Raw genomic sequence first — 20606 nt, forward strand, 5'->3', positions numbered from 1 at the left:
GATCCTCAGGCTGCCCGGGCTCGCGGCGCGAAGCGGGTGACATCGACCACCCGGGTCGCCACAGCGTCGCGCATCTCGCTGTCGTGGAAGATGCCGAGCACCCCGGCCCCGGCCCGGAGCTTCTCGCGCACGAGATCGGCCACCACGGCGCGGTTCTGCGCGTCCAGGGAGGCGGTGGGCTCGTCGAGGAGCAGGATCGGCCGGTCGGCGATCAGGCCCCGGGCGATGTTGACCCGCTGCTGCTCGCCCCCCGAGAAGGTCGCGGGCGGCAGGACCCAGAGCCGCTCCGGCAGGTTGAGCCGGGCGAGCAGGTCCTCCGCGCGCCCGCGCGCCGCCGCCTCGGACAGGCCGCCCTCGCGGCCCGCGGCCTCGACCACGTCGAGGGCCGAGACCCGCGGGATCACCCGCAGGAACTGCGAGACGTAGGCGATGACCCGCGCCCGCAGCGCCAGGACGACCCGCGGATCGGCCCGGACCACGTCCACCACGGCGTCACCGTCGCGAACCCGGATGGCGCCGGCATCGCAGCGGTAATTGCCGTAGGCCATCTTCAGGAGCGAGGACTTGCCCGCGCCCGAAGGGCCGCCGAGCACCACGCACTCGCCGGGCTCCACGGCGAAGCTGACGTCGCCCACCACCGGCAGCACGACACCGCCGCGCAGGTGCAGGGTGAAGCTCTTGGCGACGTCCTCGAAGGTCAGAAGCGCGGTCATGCGGCGAGCACCGAGGAAACGAGGAGCTGGGTGTAGGCGTGCTCGGGATCGTCGAGCACCCGGTCGGTCAGGCCGGTCTCGATGACGCGGCCGGCCCGCATCACGGCGATCCGGTGCGAGAGCAGCCGCGCCACCGCGAGGTCGTGGGTCACGATGATCACCGCGAGCCCGAGTTCCGCCGAGAGCCGCCGGATCAGGTCGAGGAGCCGGGCCTGGACCGAGACGTCGAGTCCGGAGGTCGGCTCATCCATCAGCACCAGCCGCGGCCCGGTGACGAGGTTGCGGGCGATCTGCAGCCGCTGGCGCATGCCGCCGGAGAACTGGCTCGGCGGATCGTCCACCCGGCCCGCGTCGATCTCGACCCGGTCGAGCCAGTCGAGCGCCTGGCCACGGATCCAGCCGTAATGGCGCTCGCCCATGCCCATCAGCCGCTCGCCGACATTGCCGCCGGCCGAGACCGCCATGCGCAGGCCCTGGCGGGCATCCTGCCGGACGAAGCCCCAGTCGGTGCGCATCAGCCGGCGCAACTCGGCGGGCCCGAGATCGGCGAGGCTGCGGGTCCGCCCGTCGCGCATCCGGTAGCGGACCTCGCCCGCATCCGGCGCCAGCTCGCCCGCGAGCAGCGACAGGAGCGTCGACTTGCCCGAGCCCGACTCGCCCACGATGGCGAGCACCTCGCCCTCGGTGACGTCGAGATCGATACCCGCGCAGGCGAGGCGATTGCCGTAGGCCTTGGTCAGGCCGTGGGCGGAGAGGAGCGGCGCGCTCATCGGCCGGCCTCCGCCACGCGGGTCTCGCAGATGTCGGTGTCGGAGCAGATGAACATCCGGCCTCCGGAATCGTCGGTCACCACCTCGTCGAGGTAGTGGCCGCGGGCGCCGCACAGGGCGCAGGGCTGCGTGAATTCCTGCACGCGGAACGGGTGGTCCTCGAAGTCGAGGCTGTGCACCCGCGTGTAGGGCGGCACCGCGTAGATCCGCCGCTCGCGGCCGGCGCCGAAGAGCTGGAGCGCCGGGCAATCGTCCATCTTGGGATTGTCGAATTTCGGCGTCGGCGACGGGTCCATCACGTAGCGGCCCGCCACCTCCACCGGGTACGCGTAGGTGGTGGCGATGTGGCCGTGGCGGCTGATGTCCTCGTAGAGCTTCACGTGCATGGCGCCGTACTCGGCGAGCGCGTGGAGCTGGCGCGTCTCGGTCTCGCGCGGCTCGAGGAAGCGCAGGGGTTCAGGGATCGGCACCTGATAGACCAGGGTCTGCCCCTCGGTGAGCGGCGTCTCGGGGATGCGGTGGCGGGTCTGGATCACCGTCGCCTCCGCGGTGCGGGTGGTGGTGGCCACCCCGGAGGTCTTGGCGAAGAAGCGGCGGATCGAGACCGCGTTGGTGGTGTCGTCGGCGCCCTGGTCGATGACCTTGAGCACGTCCGACCGGCCGAGGATCGCCGCCGTGACCTGCACGCCGCCGGTACCCCAGCCGTAGGGCATCGGCATCTCGCGGGAGGCGAAGGGCACCTGATAGCCCGGCACCGCGATGGCCTTGAGGATGGCCCGGCGGATCATCCGCTTCGTGCCCTCGTCGAGATAGGCGAAGTTGTAGCCCGCTTCGCTGCCCGGGCGCTGCGCGGTCGCGGCGCTCATTCGGCGGCCTCCTGCATCTCGGCCCGCTCCTGGGTCTGCTCGAACTCGGCGCGCAGGCGCCGGACCAGCTCCAGCTCCGCCTGGAAGTCGACGTAGTGGGGCAGTTTCAGGTGCTCGACGAAGCCGGTCGCCTGGAGGCTGTCGCAATGGGCCAGGACGAATTCCTGGTCCTGGGCCGGGCTCGCCACCGGCTCGCCGAGCTCTTCCGCGCGCAGCGCCCGATCCACCAGGGCCATCGCCATGGCCTTGCGCTCACTCTGCCCGAAGCTCAGCCCGTAGCCGCGGGTGAACTGGGGCGGCGCCGCGCGCGAGCCCTTGAACTGGTTGACCATCTGGCACTCGGTAAGCCGGACCCGGCCGAGCGGCACCGCGAAGCCCAGCTCCTCGGGCACGAACTCCACCGCGATCGCGCCGACCCGGATCTCACCCACGAACGGGTGGGTGCGGCCGTAGCCGCGCTGGGTCGAGTAGCCGAGGCTCAGGATGAAGCCCTCGTCGCCGCGGGCGAGCGCCTGGAGGCGCAGGGCCCGGTCGGCCGGGTAATCCACCGGCTCGCGGGTGAGATCGCCCACGGGTGCCCCGTCATCCGGTGGTGCGGGCTCGATCAGCCCGTCCCGGGCCAGCAGATCGGTGACCCGCGGGCAGGTGGCGGCGTCGGGGCGCGGCTCGGCCTCGGCGGCGGTCTCGACAGCGCCCTCGGCGGCGAGGGCGAAATCGATCAGCCGATGCGTGTAGTCAAAGGTCGGCCCGAGCACCTGGCCGCCCGGCAGATCCTTGAAGGTGGCGGAGATCCGCCGCTCCACCGCCATCGCGCCGGTTTCCAGCGGCACGGATGCGCCGAACCGGGGCAGCGTGGTCCGGTAGGCGCGGACCAGGAACACCGCCTCGACCACATCGCCGCGGGCCTGCTTGAGGGCGAGCGCCGCGAGGTCGGGATCGTACAGGGAGCCCTCGGTCATCACCCGGTCGACCAGCAGCGCCATCTGCTCGCGGATCTGCGCGACGGAGAGTTCCGGCACGGCGAGGTCGCCGCGTCGTGCCTCGGCGAGGAGCCGGTGGGCGTTGTCGATGGCGGCCTCGCCGCCCTTCACGGCCACGTACATCGGCTAATCCTCCGTCACGGCGGTCGAGCGCGGCAGGCCGGCGACCTGGCCGGGAGCGGTGAGGATCAGGTCGACGCCCAGCGGGAAGTCCGCGCGGTTCTGCGCGAGCTGCGCCACGAAGCCGTCCGGAAGGGGCGACAGCGCAACGCGGACGGCGCCTGTCACGCCCGGGCCGGCGAGGCGAAGGCCCTGCCCCGGGACGATGGCGTCGAGGGCGAGCACCAGGGTGGTGGAGGTATCGGGATAGGCCGGCGTGCCGGGCGCGAAGCGGCTGAACGGCGGGCAGCGCGCGGGCTCCCGGATGAGCGCGAAGGCCGCGCGGGCCGGATCGTCCGTGAGCGGCGCACCGGTGTGGAAGCGCAGATACGCGGCGACCTCAGGACGTCCGGCCAGGGCGGCGTCGAGCCAGACCGGCGTGTCGGCATCGCAGAGCGTCAGCGCGACGGCGGCGAGCTCCGGGGTCAGGGGCGCGGGCGGCGCGAGACCGGGGGCGAGCGGCCGTGACAGGCCGGGCCGGGCGAGCGCGTCCATTACGGCGCGGAACGTCCCCTGCGCGTCGTGGACCGGGTCGGCGAAACCGGGGGCCAGCATGCTCAATCCTCCCCGCGGGCGAGGGTCAGGAAATCGACCCGGGTCGCGGCCGTGCGCCGGGCGGCCTGCCGGCGCGCAGCCTCGGACCGCCGGGCGGCCGGCGCCAGCGCCGCCTCGACGCCCGCGCGCCGGGCGGGATCCTGCCAAAGGGCATCGAGAATCGCGGCGAGACGCGCCTTCGTGCGGTCGCGGCCGAGATGGTAGGCGAAGCCGCTCGCGCCCCCGTCGAGGCGGATCGCGGCCCGGGTCACGCTGACCTCGCCGAGATTGAACGGCCGCCCATCACCGCCGATCCGGCCGGTGGCCATGATCAGACCGGTCTCTGGGGGTCGCAGATCCTCGGCCGCCGGGGCGTCGAGCGCCGCAACGGCGGCTTCGAGATCATCTCGCCCGGCATCGGCGCAGAGGGCCATCACAGCCTGTCGCGCGGCGATCTCACCGTCCGTCCCCGGGCTCGTCGTCATCGCGAATCCCTCTGCAAGATTGTTGTATAGTCGTGTAGACAACTGGCATGCCGACCGCAAATGAAGTTTGGATGACAGGATGGATGCGCGGGAGCAGGCACCCGGCCTTGTCCGGGGTGAGGGTCTGACGGCGTGGCGGCAGATCGCCGACGCGCTGACGGCCGACATCGGGGCGGGGCGGTACGCGGCGGGGCAGCAGCTGCCCACCGAGACCGCCTTGGCGGTCCGGTTCTCGGTCAACCGGCACACGGTGCGCCGGGCGCTCGCCGCGCTGGCGGAGAGCGGCCTGGTGCGTGCGAGCCAGGGACGCGGCACCTTCGTCGAGGGGGCACCGCTGTCCTACCCGATCGGGACGCGCACCCGCTTCTCCGAGATCGTCGCCGGGGCGGGCCGTGAGGCCTGGGGCGACCTGCTCGCCGCCGCCACCGTTCCGGCCGCGCCCGAGCAGGCGGCGGCACTGGCAGTCGCGCCCGGTACGCCGGTGCTGGAACTCGTGACGACGCACCGGGCGGACGATGCCCCGATCTCGACGGCGCTGACCTGGCTGCCGCTGCCGCGCTTCTCCGGCTTCGCCGCAGCCTATGCGGAGCGCGGCTCGATCACCCGGGCCTTCGCGGCCTGCGGCGTCCACGACTACACCCGGCTCACGACGCGCATCCGCGCCCGCCCGGCGGACGCGCTGGAGGCGGGGCGCCTCGACATCGCGCCGGGGCGGGTCGTCTTGGTGGTGTCGAGCGTCAACGTCGATCCTGCGGGCGTGCCGATCCAGGCGAACCGAACCCTGTTCGCCGCCGACCGGGTCGAATTGGTGATCGGCGGCTAAGCATGCGGCGGGACCGGCCGTTCCGGCAGGTATCGACATGGGTCCTCCAATCCCTCCACCTCATCCTGAGGTTCCGAAGCGAAGCGGGCGCCTCGAAGGAGAGCTCCAGGGATCACAGCGCTCTCTGGAGGGCTCCTTCGAGGCCCGCTGACGCGGGCACCTCAGGATGAGTCGGTCGGAGGCTCGTCGCGCGGCCCGCGGCGGCCTCAGCGCGCTGCCGGCCCAATGATCGCCCGGCGCAGGCGGGTCGAGACCCAGTCGATCGCGGCCACGGTGACGAGGATCATCAGCACCAGGAAGGCGACCTGCTTCAACTCCAGCACGCGGATCAATTCGGTGAGGTACTGACCGATACCGCCCGCACCGACGATGCCGATGATCGTGGCCGAGCGGGTGTTCGACTCGAAGAAGTACAGGACTTGGCTCGCCAGCACCGGCAGCACCCCGGGAATCAGCCCGAAGCGGATGCGGTGAAGGGCCGAGCCGCCCGCGGCCACGACGCCCTCGCCGGCGCGGCGGTCGCAGGTCTCGATCGCCTCGGAGAACAGCTTACCCAGCGCCCCGACATCCGAGCACGCGATGGCGAGCATGCCCGCGAAGGGGCCGAGCCCCACGACATTGATCCAGACGAGCGCCCAGATCAGCACGTCCACCGAGCGCAGGACATCGAGGCCGCGGCGGACGGCGAACCGGGCGAACGGGTTGGGCACGACGTTCCGGGCGGCCAGGAACGCCACCGGGAGGGCCAGGAGCGCCGCCGTGAGCGTGCCCAGGAAGGCGATCCCGAGCGTCTCGCCCAGCGCGTGCAGGAAGGTCCAGAAATGCCCCTCCGGCGAGGGCGGCAGCATCAGCACCGCGAAGGCGCCGAGCCGCCCGAGTCCGTGGAGAATCCGCGCAACCGAGACATCGAGGCGCCAGCACGCCAGGGCGGTGAGCCCGACCAGAGTGCCGAGCGCCATGACGAACCGCGCCCGCGCCGCCCGGTCCGCGCGGAACTGCTCCGGGTAGCGGGTGCGCAGCTGCGCGAGGTCGACCCGGGCCGCCGCCCGCAGGGCTCCGGTACGGGCCGTGCTCATCGTGTCGTCTCCGGGCCGATCAGCCGGTGGCGGACCCGCTCAGTGGCGAGGTCGATGCAGAACACGGTCAGGATGATCAGCACGAGAATCGCGCTCACGTCCGCATAGTAGAAGTTGCGGATCGCCGCCAGGAACTCCTGGCCGATACCGCCCGCCCCCACGAAGCCCAACACGGCCGCCCCGCGCACGTTGATCTCGAAACGCAGGAGCCCGTAGGAGGCGAAGTTCGAGAGCACCTGCGGCAGAACCGCGAAGCGGATAATCTCGATCCAGGTGGCGCCCGAGGCGGACAGCCCCTCGACCGGCCGCATGTCGATATTCTCAACCACCTCGGAGAACAGCTTGCCCAGCGCCCCCGTGGTGTGGATCGCGATGGCCAGCACCCCGACCATCGGCCCGAGGCCGAAAGCGATCACGAAGATCAGCGCGAACACCACGTCCGGGACGGTGCGGCACACCTCCAGGAAACGCTTGGCGCCGATGCGCATCAGGCGCGACCGCACGAGGTTGGCGGCGGCGACGAAGCTGAGGGCGAAGCCCGCCAGTCCCCCGAGCAGCGTGCCGAGATAGGCCATCAGCAGGGTCTCGCTCAGCAGCGCCAGCCAAGTGGGTAGGCCCCAGTACCAGGCGCGCATGTCCGCAATCGGGTGCTCGAGGCCGATCGGCGGCAGGATCTGCTGGATGTAGGCGGTGAATTTGCCGATGTTCTCGGCAAAGACGAGCGGCCGCACCTCGGCGGCGAGCCCGGCGAGCACCGCCAGCGCCGCGACCGCCGCGAAACTCGCGAGGGTGCGGCGGCGCGCGGCCCCGGTCGCTGCCGCGTAGAGGCCGGAGAGGGCGGCTTCCCGCTCCGGCGGCAAGGGTGTCGGGCCGCGCAAGGCCGGTGCCTCCGGATCAGGACTTCTTGCGCTGCTCGTCGTTGAACCGCAGCATCTCGATGATCGGCTGGTAATCCTTGAGGGTCACCGGGGTGAGACCCTGGTCCTTGCCGTCGGAGAGCCGGTCGAAGGCGGCCTTGTCGTCCGTCGGCAGGGCGATGAAGGCGGCGCGGAGCTTCGCCTTCAGGTCGTCCGGCAGGCTTGCCAGCACGGCGAAGGGCCCCTCCGGCAGGAAGTCGGACTTGAACACGACCCGGAAGTCCGATTGCTGCATCGGCGTGCCGTCGGGCTTCTTCAGCATGCCCTTGGCGGCCATGCGGGTGACCATCGTGTCGGTCTCGGAGTTCCACAGGTTGGCGGCGGCGTCGGCGGTTCCCTGGGTCAGCGCCAGGACGGCGTTCTCGTGGCTGCCGGCGAAGAAGGTCTTGCCGAAGAACTTCTCCACGTCGTAGCCGGCCCGCTTCAGAAAGAAGCGCGGCGCCTGGTTGCCGGAGGTGGAGTTCGGGTCGACCAGGGCGAGGTTCTTGCCCTTAAGGTCCTCGACGGTCTTGTATGGGCTCGAAGCCAGCACGTAGACCACCGAATAGTAGCCCGAGGCGCCGGTCTCGTGCTTCTGGTTGACGATCGGCTCCAACTTCACGCCCGTCATCACGGCCCGCGAGAACGAGGCCGGGCCGTACCACGCGATCTGGATGTTGCCGGCCCGCTGCCCCTCGATGACCGCGGCGTAGTCGCTGGCCACCCGCAGCTTCACCGGCACGCCCAGGGTCTTGGTCAGGTAGGCGGTGAGCGGCGCCCAGCGGTCGGCGGTGCCGGTGGCGTTCTCCGCCGGGATCACGCCGAGCGTCAGTTCGGGATACTGCGCCTTCCAGTCCTGGGCGGCGGCCGGAAGGCCGAGGAGGGTGAGCGCCGCGGCGCCAGCGAGGGTGCGTCGGGTGATCATGATGTCGTCCCTTGGGTTACGTGTGGCGCAGGGTTCGGCCGACCGCCGAGGCCGGCGGGCGTTTCCCGATCCGTCGTTGTTGGGGCCTCAAGCCCGGTGCGCCGGCGGCCGGCGAACCCGGCTCAGGCGCCGATGGCAGCCTGGCGGACCGGACGCGCCGGCACGAAGCCGGGCCGGCCCGGCATTGCCGCCCGCTGCTCCGCCTCGCGCTGGGCGGAATCGTCGAGCACCTCGCCGGCCTCCAGGCCGTAGAGCCGGCGCGCCACGTCCTCGGTAAGGTCGAAGGGGCCGCCCTCGAACACCACGCGGCCGGCGGCGAGGCCGACGAGGCGGTCGCAATAGGCACGGGCGAGATCGAGGGAGTGCAGGTTGCAAAGGACCGTGATGCCGTAGCGCCGGTTCACCTCGGCCAGCGCGTCCATCACGAGACGGGTGTTGCGCGGATCGAGGGAAGCCACGGGCTCGTCCGCGAGCAGGATCTCGGGCTCCTGAACCAGGGCGCGCGCGATGGCCACGCGCTGCTGCTGGCCGCCCGACAGACCGTCCGCCCGCTGGCCGGCGAATTCGCCCATGTCGAAGCTCTCCAGCGCGGCCAACGCCATCGCCCGGTCCTCCTCGGACCATTGGCGCAGCAGGGACCGGTAGCTCGGCACGTGGCTGAGCCGGCCCATCAGGACGTTGGTCATCACGTCGAGGCGTCCGACGAGGTTGAATTGCTGGAAGATCATGGCGCAGCGGGTGCGCCACGCCCGCAGGGCCCGACCCCGCAGGGTCGTGACGTCGTGCCCGTCATGGCGGATGCGCCCCGAACTCGGGTCCGCCAGCCGGTTGATGAGTCGCAGCAGCGTCGACTTGCCGGCGCCGGACCGGCCGATCACTCCGACGAAGCTGCCGGGCTCGATCTCCAGTGAGACGCCGTCCAGGGCGCGCCGGGCGCCGTATTGGCGCGTCAGATCCTCGATGACCAGCATGCATCCATCCGCCGGAGAATGGCCGAAGCTAAACGCCAGTTACACGACGATTGGATGACGAATACGATTCAATGTTGTTTGCCGGCGCAACGTCTACACTCGATCACGGCATCAGGACCCGTATCGGTCAAGGAATGCTTCGATCGGGAGGGCGCGAAAATCCGGGAGCGCTCGGCGCAGGCGCTCATGGTCCCAGTCCCACCAGGCGAAGCGCTCCAACCGCGCGGCAATCTCCTCGGGAAACCGGCGCCGGACCGGCCTGGCGGGGTTGCCGACCACGATCGTGTAGGGTTCGACGTCCCGCGTGACGATCGCGCCCGCCCCGACGACCGCGCCGGTGCCGATGGTGCGGCCGGGCAGGACGACCACACCGTGGCCAATCCAGACGTCGTGGCCGATCGCCACCGGGCTGGCCCGGCGCCGGTCGAAGAAGGCCGGCTCGTCGGCCTCCTCGGGCCAGTAGGCAAGGGCCCGGTAGGTGAAATGCGCTTGCGACGCGCGCTCCATCGGGTGGTTGCCCGGGTTGATGCGCACGCTCGCGGCGATCGAGCAGAACTTGCCGACTGTCGTGTAGATCACCTCGCCATCCTGGGCGATGTAGGAATAATCGTCCAAGGCCGTCTCGGTCAGGCGAGTGCGGGCGCCGACCTCGGTGAAGCGGCCGAGCCGGCAATGGACGACCCGGGCACTCGGATCGACCGCCGGCTCGGGGCCGAGGGGGCGGTCAGCCATGAACGTCTCCGTGAGAGGCTCCCTGGGCGTCTCCGAAGGGCAGGCGCGCCAGAAGCCGGAACGGCTCGGACCCGTCCTGGCTCAACAGGCACAGGGCGTCGATCACCAGGGGTTCGGGCCCGCAGGCGGCGTAGGCCTCGGTCAAGCGGGCGCGCCAAGCGTCGCGCTCGGCGTCCGGCAGGGCGTCGGTCAGGGTCATGTGGAAGCGGAAGGCCTCGAACACGTACGGATAACCCCAGCGATCCAGGAGGGCCCGTCCGCGCGGGCCGAGACGGTCGGCGCGACGCTTCGCGCGCTCCGCCTCGGTGAGCGGCGCCCGGAACGGGTCGAGGGCGGCGACGCATTCGGCGGCGAGCAGCCCCAGCGCCGCCGGGGGAGCCTCCGGGACCAGGGCGAGGAAGGGTCCGATCGCCGCGACCTCCAGCGGGCCCACGGCCACGGGCGGGTGCGCTGCCGCGAGGCTCCGGGCGGCGGCCACGAGATCGGTCTCGGTGGTGCCTTCCGCGAGGCGCAGCGGCGCCTTGAGTGTCGCGTGGAAGCCGTAGACCCGGGCCCCCGCCGTGACGGCCGCGAGGTCCTCCAGCGCGGCCGGATGCGCCACCGTATCGCCGGAGACGTTGTCGTAGCCGAGCACGGCCTTGCCGAAGGCGTCGAGGCGGGAGCCCGGAGCGGGCAGCCAGTACAGGGCGTAGCGGCGGGTCACGTCTCGGCCTCCGGAGTTTGCGGGCGCGGCCATCAGGCCGTCGGCACGTATGGGCGGTCGACGGCGGCCCGGCGCGGCCGCACATCCATGGCGTTGCCGCGCCACACGATAGCGCTCTGGACCCAGGCCCCCAGCCAGATCGCCGGGATCAGGGCGTCGCGCACGAGGAAGGCCGCCAGCATGCGGGGCGAACGGTGCCAGCCCGCGCGGACGGCGAGCCGGTATTCGGCGCCATAGCACAGGGCGGCGAGGCAAGCAGCGCCGAGGAGGCCGGCAAGGCTGCCGGCCCAGAGGGCCACCAGCAGCGCCGGCAGCAGGACGCCGCTGCCGATCTCGGGGATGAAGAACAGCGGGAAGGTCACCCGCCGCAGCCGCGCCCAGCGGAGCTGGCGCGCCCAGACCTCCCGGAAGCCGCGCGGTCCGAGCGGCTGCTCGAACGGGCTTGCCACGAGATGGACGCGCTTGCCGGCGGCACGCACCAGCTTGGTTGCCGCCGCGTCCTCGGCGATCTCCGCCGCGAGCGCCTGGAGGCCACCGCGCTGGTCCAGGAAGGGCCTGTGCCAGAGCATGCTCTTGCCCTGCGCGAAGCCTAGCCCGAACGCCTCGGCGGCGTATTGCCAGCGGGCCTGCAGGGTGTTCAGGAAGGCGCATTCCACCTCCGCCATGAGGCTGCCCGGGCGGGCGCCGGCGGGGGTCGAGCAGACGAGGCCGGTCTCGTCCCGCCACGCCGCCTGGAGGCGCTGGAGATAGTCCGGCGGCATGGCCACGTTGGAATCGGCCAGCACCACCCAGTCATGGGCGGCGGCCCGCCAGCCGCGCAGGCAGTTGTTCAGCTTCGGATTGTCGCTGACCCGCTCGTCCCCGAGGATCAGGCGGGCGGGCACCCGCGGGTGGACCTCGATCAGGCGCCTCACCATCGGCACGATCGGGTCTCCCGGATCGGCTACGCAGAAAATCAGTTCGTAGGAGGGATAATCGAGGCGGAAGCTGCGCGTCAGCATCTCCTCGCTGAACGCCTCGATGCCACGGAGGGGACGGATCAGCGAAACGGGCGCGCGCGCCGGGAAGCACGACGGGCCATGGCTCCTGCCGAGGCGCCGACCCGCGACGGCGATGCTGCCGATCTGGACGAGAGCCAGGAGCGCGCCGAGGGACAGGGCCGGCACCGTGGCGTCGATCATGCGGGTCTCTCGTTGGATCGTGCGAGCGGTCCGGTCGCTAGCGGCCGGATCGCGTCAGGCGTGTGACAGCCGGCTTTCTGTCGGTCTTTTCCCTCAGAGCCGGAGTGGGTCCGGCGTCCGCACCGGCACGCCCGCCCCTACGGGCTGCCGGTCTCGACAACCCACATCCTGTCGTCCGGCATCGCCGGGACGATGGCGGCCAACGGTTCGGGGCTGCAGATGGCCACCGTGCGCAACATGGCGCTGGCCTGGATCCTGACCCTCCCAGCCGCCATCACGCTGGCCGCCGTACTGTTCTTCCTCCTGCGTCACGTGTTCTGACACCGATACCGCAGCCGGCCGGACCGTCCACCGCGTTCCGCGCCGGTGCGGCACGAAGCGCGCGGTATCGGGCCCGGCCGGCTGCGGCGCCCCCCGACGCCTCAGGAACTCGACATCGCCCGCACGAAGGCGAGGCAGGTTCGGCGCGCTGCCGGGTTGCCGATCGCCGCGAAGGCGGTCACGAGATCGGCCGCCTGGGCGATCGTCTCGTCGGGTCTGTCGGCTTCCGGGAAGAAGGCCGTGACCGGTACGCCGAGCACCGTGGCGATGCGCTCCAGGCTGTCTGCGGAGCGAGCCGTCTCAGGGCGCAGCGCGGGCTCAAGCGCCTGGGCTTGCGGGGAGCAGCGCGCCATCGCTTACGCCGCCTTGCCGTAGCCGAGCTGGATCGCCTTGGCGATCTCGGAGCGCTTGGCGGCATAGCCCGGGGCGACCATCGGGTAATCGGCCGGCAGGCCATACTTGGCCCGGTAGCGCTCCGGCGTGAGGCCGTGGGCGGTGAGATGGCGCTTCAGGGTCTTGTAGGAGCGGCCGTCGATGAAGCTGATCAGGCCGTCATGCTGGATCGAGGCCTCGATCTGCGCCGCGTTCGATCCGGGACGGTTCGAGCCGGAGCCCGACGCGTTGCCCTGCAGGACCGCGATCGCGGTGTGCACCTGGTCGATCAGGAGCGGCAGCTCCCCCACTCCCACCGCATTCCGGGACACATAGGCTGCGACAATCGCGCCGACCTTCTCCAGCATGAATGTCGGGTTCGTTTCTCTGAGGTTTTCCATCTGAAACACCGCTCGTGGTCCATCCGCTCACCTCCGACGGTTGCCCTTTCTGGAATTCGCGAATTCCAAGAGGGCGGCCCGGTTCCGAAGGCGGTCTGCATCTCTGAATGTCTGTTTACCTCAAGTATGCCCTTCGGCGGTTCTTGAGGATGCAGATAATATACAATATGAAAAACGAGGCGCTTGTCCGGATGCGCGAGGTTTTTTGCCCAGCTGCGCGAACAGGAGGCGGTAAGAGTAAATTTACTAATGCAGCCGCTGTTTTCGATCGCCGGCCCTCACCCCAGGATCAGTTTCCAAAGTGCGGCGCGAGGCTCTCGTCGAGCGGCTCCTGCCTACCAAGGTGGAACGTCTCTACGACGGCCCCTTTGAAGGCAGGCTCGACGAAGTCGAGATCGCCCCCCTGCTGATGACTCGCAGAGCGCCGACGCGAAGCGGCAGCCGAGCGCTGCTCAACCCGGGCTGTGCCGATCGCTCGGTCGGGACGCGCGCCTTCGGCTGCGGCTTTGCCAGCCAAGCCCATTTCTCCCGTCGCTTCAGGGACCGCTCCAGCCTGTCGCCCCGCCCGTACCGGCAGATCGCTCCTCCGCCTTGAGCGGTCGGGGCTCCCCCGCGCCGCGCCCGAATCCGCCGTCAGGCAGATCATCCGAACCCGGCCTCGCCGGCAGGCACAGAGGCAGGATCACGCATGCAGCCGCTGTTTTCGACCTCCGGACTTCATCCCCAGAGAGGCTTCAAGCTCTGGCGTGAGATGCTGTTTGATCGGCTCGTGCCGATCGAGATCGAACCTCTGGACGATGCGCCCTTCGAGGGCAGGCTGGATGTTGCCGCGCTCGGCCCGCTTCACATGTCCTGCCTCTCGCAGGGTGCCCTGCGAAGCGAGACCACGCCCGACGCGGTGCAGCGTCACGACCGGTCCGGGATGGTCGTCGTGATCTTCAAGCTCGCCGGGGCTTCGACGAGTGTTCAGGACGGCCGAAGCTCGACGCAGCAGCCCGGTGACATCGTCGTGCTGGACCATCGGCCGGCCGTGCTGACGACGAGCGCGGGGAGCCGATCCTTGTTCCTGGAATTGCCGCGGGAACGCCTTGAGAGCGTGCTCGGGCCGACCCGCCTCTACACGGCCCTGACGATGAACACGCAATCGGGCTCCACATCGCTGACGGCGTCGTTCTTCCGCCAGCTGATCCGGGTCGGCTCTGCATTACCCCCCGATGCGGCTGCCCGCATGGCCGGAATCGGCGTCGACCTGATCGTGGCGAGCCTCGCTGAGCGCATGGCGCAGGAGGTGCCCCGCTCCGTCCACGGCAGCGTCGTGGTCCAGCGCGCCAAGGCCTACGTGGAAGCCCATCTCGGCGATCCGCGCCTCGACCCGCCTCACCTGGCTGCCGCGCTCGGTGTGTCGCTGCGCCGGCTGCAGGAGCTGTTCCATGAGCGCGGCCGGCACATCTCCGATCACATCTGGGACCGCCGGCTGGCGGTGGCCGCCAAGCGCCTGACCGATCCGGCCTGCGCCCACCTGTCGATCGGGATGTTGGCCTACGATTGCGGTTTCGCGAGCCAAGCCTACTTCGCCCGGCGCTTCAAGGATCGCTTCGGCCTGACGCCCCGGGCCTACCGGCAAACGGCTCTCGTGGGCGCCCCGTAGTCCGCCGACCCGGGACGCCCGATGCGGCCGCCTCAGGCCGCGCGGTCGCTGCGCCGCAGGCTCGCCGGCATGGCGAAGAGCAGCAGCCCGGCGGCCACGAGACAGAGCACCCCGATGCCGTAGAGGGCGGGCGTCGTCGAGCCGGTGAGATCCTTGACCCAGCCGACCATCACCGGACTGACGATGCCGCCGAACTGGCCCAGCGTGTTGATCAGCGCGATGCCGCCCGCCGCGCCGACGCCGGTGACCAGCTTGGCCGGCAGCGTCCAGAAGGTCGGGATTGAGGCGACGATGCCGGCGCCAAGCAGCGCCAGGGCGCACATCAGCGGCACGATGTGCTTGTCAAACAAGCCGGCGCCGAAGAAGCCCAGAGCCGCCGCGATGGCGAGGCAGGCGACAAATTTCGGCCGCTCGCCCGAGGCGTCGGAGAGACGGCCGATCACCACCATGCTGATCGCGCCGCAGATGTAGGGAATCGCCGTCAGGAAACCCACCGAGGCCGCCTGGCCGCCGCTCGCGGTCTTGATCAGGTCCGGCCCCCAGAAGTTGAGGCCGTAGGAGCCGATCTGGAGGAGGAAATAGATCAGCGCGATCAGCAGGAAGCCCGGCTGCCTGATCGCCCCGATCAGCGAGTGGTCACCGATCTCGCGGTTGTGATGGGCGATCCGGCTCGACAGCAGCGCCTTCTCGGGCTCGGAGAGCCAGCGTGCGTCGGAAATCCGGTCGTCGAGGCGCGTCAGCACGAGGAGGCCGAGGATCAGGCAGGGCAGGCCGCCCGCCAGGAACAGCCACTGCCAGCCGGCGAGCCCGCCGACCCCGTTGAGGCCGCCGAGGATCAGGCCCGCCACCGGCGCTCCGAAGATGCCCGAGAAGGCCGAGGCCACGAACATGAACGAGGTGATGCGGCCGCGGTGCGAGGCCGGAAACCACAGGGTCAGGTAGTAGAGGATGCCGGGGGCGAAGCCCGCCTCCATCGCGCCGATCAGGAAGCGCAGGGCGTAGAAGTGCCACTCGCTCCGGATGAAGATCATCAGCGCCGTGGTGATGCCCCAGGAGATCATGATCCGGGCGATCCAGCGCCGCGCGCCCACCCGGTAGAGGAACAGGTTCGAGGGCACCTCGAAGATCACGTAGCCGACAACGAACATGCTCGCGCCGAGCCCGTAGGCGACGTTGCTGAAGCCGAGGTCGCTCTGGAGCTGGAACTTGGCGAAGCTGATGTTGATGCGGTCGAAGAACGCGAACATGTAGCAGATCATGATCAGCGGCATGAGCCGCCACGCGACCTTGCGGACGACGCTGGTCTCCGTCACCGCGCCGGCCTCGAGGGCGGCCGGCGACCCCGACAGGGCTGCGGTCATGGTTTCCTCCGTGCTGCTTTCAAGTACGCGTGTTGAGCGGTGCCGCCTTCGGACGAGCGGCTTTCCGTGGGACCTCTCGATTCGGCTCGCCCCAGTCCCTCCGACCCTCGTCCCCAGGTGCTGCGCAGCAGCCTCGAAGGAGGGCTCCAGGGATCGCGCGGCCGACCGGAGGCCTCCTTCGAGCCCTCCGCTGCGCTCCGGCACCTCAGGATGAGGGCGCGACCAGAATCTCCCTCGCTCGGCGCGGGGTCGCGGCCGCCGGGTGAACGAGGTCTCAGGCCGCCTTGGCGGGCGCCGGGTGGAGGTCGCAGGGCCGTCCGGCCTTGGCGACCTGGCCGGGCACGTCGTGGCCGACGAGGCGCGGCAGGTCCCGCGACAGGCCGATCAGCGCCGGAAGGTCGAGGCCCGTCGGTACGCCCATCTCGTGGGCCATGCTGACGAGATCCTCGGTGCAGATGTTGCCGGTGGCGCCGGGCGCGAACGGGCAGCCGCCGAGGCCGCCGAGCGCGGCGTCGAAGCGGCGGGCACCCGCATCGTAGGCGGCCAGCACGTTGGCGAGGCCGAGGCCGCGGGTGTTGTGGAAGTGGAGCGTCAGGCGCCCGGGACCGACCAGCGGAAGGACCCGCGCGACGAGGCGGCTGACCTGCCGGGGATTGGCCATGCCGGTGGTGTCGGCGAGCGTCACGCCGTCGACGCCCAGCGACAGGTAGCGCTCCACCTGTGCGACGACCTTGTCGGCCGGCTGGTCGCCCTCGAACGGGCAACCGAAGGCGGTCGCCACCGTGGCGTTGGTGCTGACGGGGGCGCCGCGCACCGAATCCATGATCCGCGCGAAGCCGGCGATCGAGTCGGCCGGGCTCATGCCCATGTTGGCGCGGTTGTGGGTCTCGCTCACCGAGGCCACGAGATTGACCTCGTCGACCTTGGCGGCCAGCGCCCGCTCGGCGCCCTTCGGGTTCGGCACCAGGGCGACGTAGACCGTGCCGGGCCGCCGCCGGATCCCCGCGAAGACCTCGGCCGCGTCGGCGAGCGCCGGCACCGCCTTGGGCGACACGAAGGAGGAGACCTCGATCCGGCTGAAACCGGCCTCCGCGAGGGCGTCAATCAGGCGGATCTTCTCGTCCGTCGGCACGAAGACCGGCTCGATCTGGAAGCCGTCCCGGGTCGCGACCTCCTGGACGATCAGCGCGTCGCCGCTCATGCCACGGCTCCCTTCTCGCGTAAGGAGGCGATGCGCGCCGCGTCGAGACCGAGCTCGGCGAGCACGGAATCCGTGTGGGCGCCAAGCGCCGGTCCCTGCCAGCGGACTTCGCCGGGCGTGTCGGAGAGCTTCGGCACGATGCCGGGCATCTTCACGGCCGTCCCGCCGGGCAGCTCCGCCTGGAGGATCATGTCGCGCGCCTGATAGTGCGGGTCGGCCACGATGTCGGCCACCGAGTAGATGCGGCCGGCCGGCACGTCGGCAGCGTCGAGCACGGCGAGCGCCTCCTCGACCGTCTTGGTCTTGGACCAGTCGGCGATCGTGCCGTCCAGCATGGCGGATTGCTTGGAGCGGCCCTCGTTGTTGCGCAGGGCCGGATCCTCCGCGAGGTCGGGCCGCCCGATCGCCGTCATCAGGCGGCGGAAGATCGGATCGCTGTTGCCGGCGATGACCACGTAGCCGCCGTCCCGCGTCGGATAGGTGTTCGACGGCGTGATTCCGGGCAGCGCGCCGCCGGTGCGGGTGCGGACCTCGCCCAGCAGGTCGTATTCGGGGACGAGGCTCTCCATCACGTTGAAGACGCTCTCGACCAGCGAGACATCGATGACCTGGCCCGCCCCCTGCCCGGTCTTCACCCGCAGCAGGGCCATCAGCGCGCCGATGACGCCGTGGAGCGAGGCCAGGGTGTCGCCGATGCTGACGCCGACCCGGGCCGGCGGGGAATCCGGGCTGCCGGTGGTGAAGCGGATGCCGCCCATCGATTCGCCGATGGCGCCGAAACCCGGCCGGTCCCGGTAGGGGCCGGTCTGGCCGTAGCCCGAGATCCGGACCAGGACGAGGTTCGGGTTGAGGGCCGAGAGCACGTCCCAGCCGAGACCGAGCTTCTCCAGGCCGCCGGGGCGGAAGTTCTCGACCACGACATCGGCGCTCTTGGCGAGCCGCTTGACGACGTCGAGCCCTTCCGGCGACTTCAGGTTGACCGCGATCGATTTCTTGTTGCGCGATTGCAGGTACCACCAGAGCGATGTGCCCTCGTGCATCTTGCGCCATTTGCGCAGGGGGTCGCCCTCACCCGGCGGCTCGACCTTGATCACCTCCGCGCCGAATTCGGCCATCAGCCGGGTGGCAAAGGGAGCGGCAATCAGCTGGCCAAGCTCAAGAACGCGGATACCGCTGAGCGGACCGGACATTCTCTCCTCCATCTATCGTTGACGCGAAAAATACTGCCATTCGGGACCCCGAGTCCAAACGCGATGCGCCAGCGTGCGTTCTCGCAGGGAGAACGCAGAGGCCCTTACCGCCCGGCCGCCCGCAGGTGCTCCAGCAGGAGCGCAGCCGCCGGCGGCAGGAAGCCGGGGCGGACGACGAGGCTGAGCGTGCGCTGCGCCCAGGGGTCGGTGAGCGGCACGGCGGCGAGCCGCATCGGCGGCCCGAGCAGGGCGTAGACGTGCTCCGGCACGGTGCCGAGGCCCATCCCGACCTGCGCCATCCGGCAGATCGCGTCGAAGCTCGGCACGTGCATGCGCAGGCGCAGCGGCCGGCCGAGGCGCCGCGCCTCGTCCCGCAGGGCCGCGTAGATCGAACTCTCCGCGTGCAGCCCGACATGGTCGTAATCGAGCGTCTCGGCCAGCGCGATAGCGTCGCGACCGCTGAGCGGATGGCCGGCCGGCATCACCAGGACGAGGTGGTCGGTCCGGTACGGGTAGGCGGCGAGCGAACGCGTGTCGGTTCCGCCCGCGCAGAGACCGAGATCGGCGAGTCCCTCCTCGACGCCCGCCACGACCCCGCCGCTCGGGCGCTCCTCCAGATCGACCCGGATCCCGGCCTGCCCGGCCAGGAAGGCCTGCAGGTCCTCGGGCAGGAATTCGACGATGGCCGAGAGATTGGCGAGCACCCGCACGAAGCCGCGCACCCCGCGGGCATGCTCGGCGAGTTCCAGGGCGATCTGCTCGGCACTGGCCAGCATGCGGCGGGTGTGGTGCAGCAGCGTCTCGCCCGCCGGCGTCAGGCGCATGCCGCGGGGCTCGCGGCTGAGCAGGGTGCAGCCGAGGGCGTGCTCCAGCTCGGCGAGCCGCTTGCTCACCGCCGAGGGCGCGATCGCCGACCGCCGGGCCGCGCCGTTGAGCGTGCCCTCCTCGCAGATCGCCGCGAACAGGCGGAGCGTCTTGAGGTCGAGGCGGCTCAGGACCGCCGCCGCGGGCAGGTCTGCGGGCATCCGGTCTCGCTCCCGGTCGGCGGCCGGCGCGCTCAGTCTCGCGATCCGACCGGCTGGCCGTAGATCCCGTGACCGAGCTTCGCCCCCTGGCGGTTGACCAGACCGAAGCGCAGCACCGCCTGCTCAAGGTAGCCGATCGCATCGACGAGATGCGCCCGCGCCGCCGCGATGCTGTCCTCGCCCTCTTCGACCGGCGTCTCGGCGAGCTTGACGGCGGCGATCAGCACCCGGTCGCGCTCGTCCTCGATCCGCGGGTCGCGCTCGACATTGCCGCGGATCGTCGCGTCGAAGGCCTCGATGACCGACCAGGGCAGCGCGTCCTTGCCCTCCGGCGCCTGGAAGACCAGGGCGTGCCGCCGCGCCGCCGCGCTGGCTGCCCTGACGTGGTCGGCGAGTTCTGCATCCATACCCGGCCTCCGCGCGGCACCGCTCCGATGTCCCGAACGTGCTCCGGCCGGGTCCGTTGCCGCGGTGGCCCCTTTCCGCGGGACGCCACAATCCGTCAAGGCGCGGGGCCTGAGGCCTTACCTTGACGGTTCCGGCCCTTATCTCTCGATTCCGTGATCGATGCCGGGCCCTGCCCGGCGCACGGGGACGGAATGGGGGATGAGATGGGAACGACGCTGAACGCCGGGGCCCTGCGCCCGACATCCGCGGCGGCGCGCCTCCTCGGCGTGCTCACGGTGATGCTGGTAGCCGCCGGCCTGTCGGGCTGCGGGGCGATCAACCGGGTGCCGACCCTGCAGGAACAGGCGAAATCCGCCTGGAGCGAGGTTCAGAACCAGTACCAGCGCCGCGCCGACCTGATCCCCAACCTCGTCGAGACCGTGAAGGGCTACGCCCAGCAGGAGAAGGACGTGCTGATCGGGGTCACCGAGGCGCGGGCCAAGGCGTCGAGCGTGAAGGTCGATGCCTCGACGGTGACCGACCCGCAGAAGTTCAAGGAATACCAGGACGCCCAGAACCAGCTCTCCGGGGCGCTCGGGCGGCTGCTGGTGACGGTGGAGAAATACCCCGACCTCAAGTCGAACCAGAACTTCCTCGCCCTGCAATCGCAGCTTGAGGGCACCGAGAACCGCATCGCCGTGGCGCGGCGGGACTATATCGGCGCCGTCCAGGCCTACAACACCGAGGTGCGCACGATTCCCGGCCGCTGGATCGCCGCCATCCTGTATCCCGACGCCAAGCCCATGGAGACCTTTACGGCGACGCCGAACGCCGACCGGCCGCCGAACGTGAAGTTCTAGGGGTCCGTCCGTGGGCCGGAGCATCC

Annotated in this window: 24 protein-coding genes and 1 pseudogene; 5 read left to right on the forward strand and 20 right to left on the reverse strand. The window is 70.7% G+C overall.

Translation table 11 applies throughout. The annotated features are described in order from the left end of the window. Positions 1 to 5: 5 nt before the first annotated feature. The 6 genes from phnL to phnG are packed head-to-tail and all read right to left on the reverse strand — an operon-like array spanning position 6 to position 4507. Positions 6 to 713, reverse strand: a complete 708-nt coding sequence (gene phnL, locus ACYCO6_RS28900; protein WP_459765762.1) for a phosphonate C-P lyase system protein PhnL — start codon at positions 711 to 713, stop codon at positions 6 to 8. Beyond that, positions 710 to 1483 carry a phosphonate C-P lyase system protein PhnK gene (gene phnK / locus ACYCO6_RS28905; protein ID WP_459765764.1) on the reverse strand — a complete coding sequence of 258 codons (774 nt, stop codon included), beginning with the start codon at positions 1481 to 1483 and terminating at the stop codon, positions 710 to 712. Before phnK ends, phnL begins: the two co-directional genes overlap by 4 nt. Next, entirely contained in the window at positions 1480 to 2349 is an 870-nt protein-coding gene (locus ACYCO6_RS28910; RefSeq protein WP_459765766.1) for an alpha-D-ribose 1-methylphosphonate 5-phosphate C-P-lyase PhnJ, read from the reverse strand. Before ACYCO6_RS28910 ends, phnK begins: the two co-directional genes overlap by 4 nt. Beyond that, a complete protein-coding gene (locus ACYCO6_RS28915; protein ID WP_459765768.1) occupies positions 2346 to 3452 on the reverse strand; it encodes a carbon-phosphorus lyase complex subunit in 1107 nt (368 codons plus the stop codon). Before ACYCO6_RS28915 ends, ACYCO6_RS28910 begins: the two co-directional genes overlap by 4 nt. A gap of 3 nt (positions 3453 to 3455) precedes the next feature. Further along, a complete protein-coding gene (gene phnH / locus ACYCO6_RS28920) occupies positions 3456 to 4043 on the reverse strand; it encodes a phosphonate C-P lyase system protein PhnH (RefSeq protein WP_459765770.1) in 588 nt (195 codons plus the stop codon). Positions 4044 to 4045: 2 nt separating this feature from the next. Continuing rightward, a complete protein-coding gene (gene phnG / locus ACYCO6_RS28925) occupies positions 4046 to 4507 on the reverse strand; it encodes a phosphonate C-P lyase system protein PhnG (protein ID WP_459765772.1) in 462 nt (153 codons plus the stop codon). Between the two features lie 79 nt (positions 4508 to 4586). Between phnG and phnF the strand changes: the two genes are divergently transcribed. Continuing rightward, on the forward strand, positions 4587 to 5330 hold the full coding sequence (gene phnF / locus ACYCO6_RS28930) for a phosphonate metabolism transcriptional regulator PhnF (RefSeq protein ID WP_459765774.1): 744 nt from the start codon (positions 4587 to 4589) through the stop codon (positions 5328 to 5330). A 206-nt stretch (positions 5331 to 5536) separates the two neighbouring features. Here the strand turns inward: phnF and phnE (ACYCO6_RS28935) are convergent, their stop codons facing one another. From phnE (ACYCO6_RS28935) to ACYCO6_RS28965, 7 genes are all read right to left on the reverse strand, one after another. Beyond that, the gene (phnE, locus tag ACYCO6_RS28935; protein WP_459765776.1) at positions 5537 to 6406 is read right to left on the reverse strand and encodes a phosphonate ABC transporter, permease protein PhnE; all 870 of its coding nucleotides are present in this window, start codon (positions 6404 to 6406) and stop codon (positions 5537 to 5539) included. Further along, positions 6403 to 7284 (reverse strand): phosphonate ABC transporter, permease protein PhnE, encoded by an 882-nt coding sequence (gene phnE, locus ACYCO6_RS28940; protein WP_459765778.1) that lies wholly within the window; start codon positions 7282 to 7284, stop codon positions 6403 to 6405. Before phnE (ACYCO6_RS28940) ends, phnE (ACYCO6_RS28935) begins: the two co-directional genes overlap by 4 nt. A gap of 16 nt (positions 7285 to 7300) precedes the next feature. Further along, on the reverse strand, positions 7301 to 8227 hold the full coding sequence (gene phnD / locus ACYCO6_RS28945) for a phosphonate ABC transporter substrate-binding protein (RefSeq protein ID WP_459765780.1): 927 nt from the start codon (positions 8225 to 8227) through the stop codon (positions 7301 to 7303). 122 nt (positions 8228 to 8349) lie between these two features. After that, positions 8350 to 9198 carry a phosphonate ABC transporter ATP-binding protein gene (phnC, locus tag ACYCO6_RS28950; protein ID WP_459765782.1) on the reverse strand — a complete coding sequence of 283 codons (849 nt, stop codon included), beginning with the start codon at positions 9196 to 9198 and terminating at the stop codon, positions 8350 to 8352. A gap of 111 nt (positions 9199 to 9309) precedes the next feature. After that, positions 9310 to 9930, reverse strand: coding sequence for an LbetaH domain-containing protein (locus tag ACYCO6_RS28955; RefSeq protein ID WP_459765785.1), 621 nt, complete (start codon positions 9928 to 9930; stop codon positions 9310 to 9312). Beyond that, positions 9923 to 10633 carry a DUF1045 domain-containing protein gene (locus ACYCO6_RS28960; RefSeq protein ID WP_459765787.1) on the reverse strand — a complete coding sequence of 237 codons (711 nt, stop codon included), beginning with the start codon at positions 10631 to 10633 and terminating at the stop codon, positions 9923 to 9925. The genes ACYCO6_RS28955 and ACYCO6_RS28960 overlap by 8 nt, the downstream gene beginning before the upstream one ends. A 32-nt stretch (positions 10634 to 10665) precedes the next feature. Then, positions 10666 to 11814, reverse strand: a complete 1149-nt coding sequence (locus ACYCO6_RS28965) for a glycosyltransferase (RefSeq protein WP_459765789.1) — start codon at positions 11812 to 11814, stop codon at positions 10666 to 10668. A gap of 129 nt (positions 11815 to 11943) precedes the next feature. Between ACYCO6_RS28965 and ACYCO6_RS28970 the strand changes: the two are divergent. Next, a pseudogene (locus tag ACYCO6_RS28970) lies at positions 11944 to 12135 on the forward strand (inorganic phosphate transporter); the annotation flags it as partial. A gap of 101 nt (positions 12136 to 12236) precedes the next feature. Here ACYCO6_RS28970 and ACYCO6_RS28975 read toward each other — a convergent pair. After that, positions 12237 to 12488 carry a hypothetical protein gene (locus ACYCO6_RS28975; protein ID WP_459765791.1) on the reverse strand — a complete coding sequence of 84 codons (252 nt, stop codon included), beginning with the start codon at positions 12486 to 12488 and terminating at the stop codon, positions 12237 to 12239. Between the two features lie 3 nt (positions 12489 to 12491). Beyond that, on the reverse strand, positions 12492 to 12908 hold the full coding sequence (locus ACYCO6_RS28980) for a Ros/MucR family transcriptional regulator (RefSeq protein WP_459765793.1): 417 nt from the start codon (positions 12906 to 12908) through the stop codon (positions 12492 to 12494). 301 nt (positions 12909 to 13209) lie between these two features. On the opposite strand from ACYCO6_RS28980, the gene ACYCO6_RS28985 reads away from it, so the two are divergent. Together ACYCO6_RS28985 and ACYCO6_RS28990 are read left to right on the forward strand one after the other, a co-directional pair. Next, the gene (locus tag ACYCO6_RS28985) at positions 13210 to 13503 is read left to right on the forward strand and encodes a hypothetical protein (RefSeq protein WP_459765795.1); all 294 of its coding nucleotides are present in this window, start codon (positions 13210 to 13212) and stop codon (positions 13501 to 13503) included. Positions 13504 to 13596: 93 nt separating this feature from the next. Continuing rightward, positions 13597 to 14556 (forward strand): AraC-like ligand-binding domain-containing protein, encoded by a 960-nt coding sequence (locus ACYCO6_RS28990; protein ID WP_459765797.1) that lies wholly within the window; start codon positions 13597 to 13599, stop codon positions 14554 to 14556. A 32-nt stretch (positions 14557 to 14588) separates the two neighbouring features. Here the strand turns inward: ACYCO6_RS28990 and ACYCO6_RS28995 are convergent, their stop codons facing one another. From ACYCO6_RS28995 to ACYCO6_RS29015, 5 genes are all read right to left on the reverse strand, one after another. Beyond that, positions 14589 to 15917, reverse strand: a complete 1329-nt coding sequence (locus ACYCO6_RS28995) for an MFS transporter (protein ID WP_459765799.1) — start codon at positions 15915 to 15917, stop codon at positions 14589 to 14591. Positions 15918 to 16191: 274 nt separating this feature from the next. Next, a complete protein-coding gene (locus ACYCO6_RS29000) occupies positions 16192 to 17118 on the reverse strand; it encodes a hydroxymethylglutaryl-CoA lyase (RefSeq protein WP_459765801.1) in 927 nt (308 codons plus the stop codon). Beyond that, positions 17115 to 18308 (reverse strand): CaiB/BaiF CoA transferase family protein, encoded by a 1194-nt coding sequence (locus tag ACYCO6_RS29005; protein ID WP_459765803.1) that lies wholly within the window; start codon positions 18306 to 18308, stop codon positions 17115 to 17117. The genes ACYCO6_RS29000 and ACYCO6_RS29005 overlap by 4 nt, the downstream gene beginning before the upstream one ends. 104 nt (positions 18309 to 18412) lie before the next feature. Next, the gene (locus ACYCO6_RS29010) at positions 18413 to 19333 is read right to left on the reverse strand and encodes a LysR substrate-binding domain-containing protein (RefSeq protein ID WP_459765805.1); all 921 of its coding nucleotides are present in this window, start codon (positions 19331 to 19333) and stop codon (positions 18413 to 18415) included. A 32-nt stretch (positions 19334 to 19365) separates the two neighbouring features. After that, positions 19366 to 19740 carry a hypothetical protein gene (locus tag ACYCO6_RS29015; protein ID WP_459765807.1) on the reverse strand — a complete coding sequence of 125 codons (375 nt, stop codon included), beginning with the start codon at positions 19738 to 19740 and terminating at the stop codon, positions 19366 to 19368. Positions 19741 to 20019: 279 nt separating this feature from the next. Between ACYCO6_RS29015 and ACYCO6_RS29020 the strand changes: the two genes are divergently transcribed. After that, on the forward strand, positions 20020 to 20580 hold the full coding sequence (locus ACYCO6_RS29020; RefSeq protein WP_459773775.1) for a LemA family protein: 561 nt from the start codon (positions 20020 to 20022) through the stop codon (positions 20578 to 20580). Positions 20581 to 20606 lie beyond the last annotated feature (26 nt).

The organism is Methylobacterium sp. CM6257 (assembly GCF_054611515.1).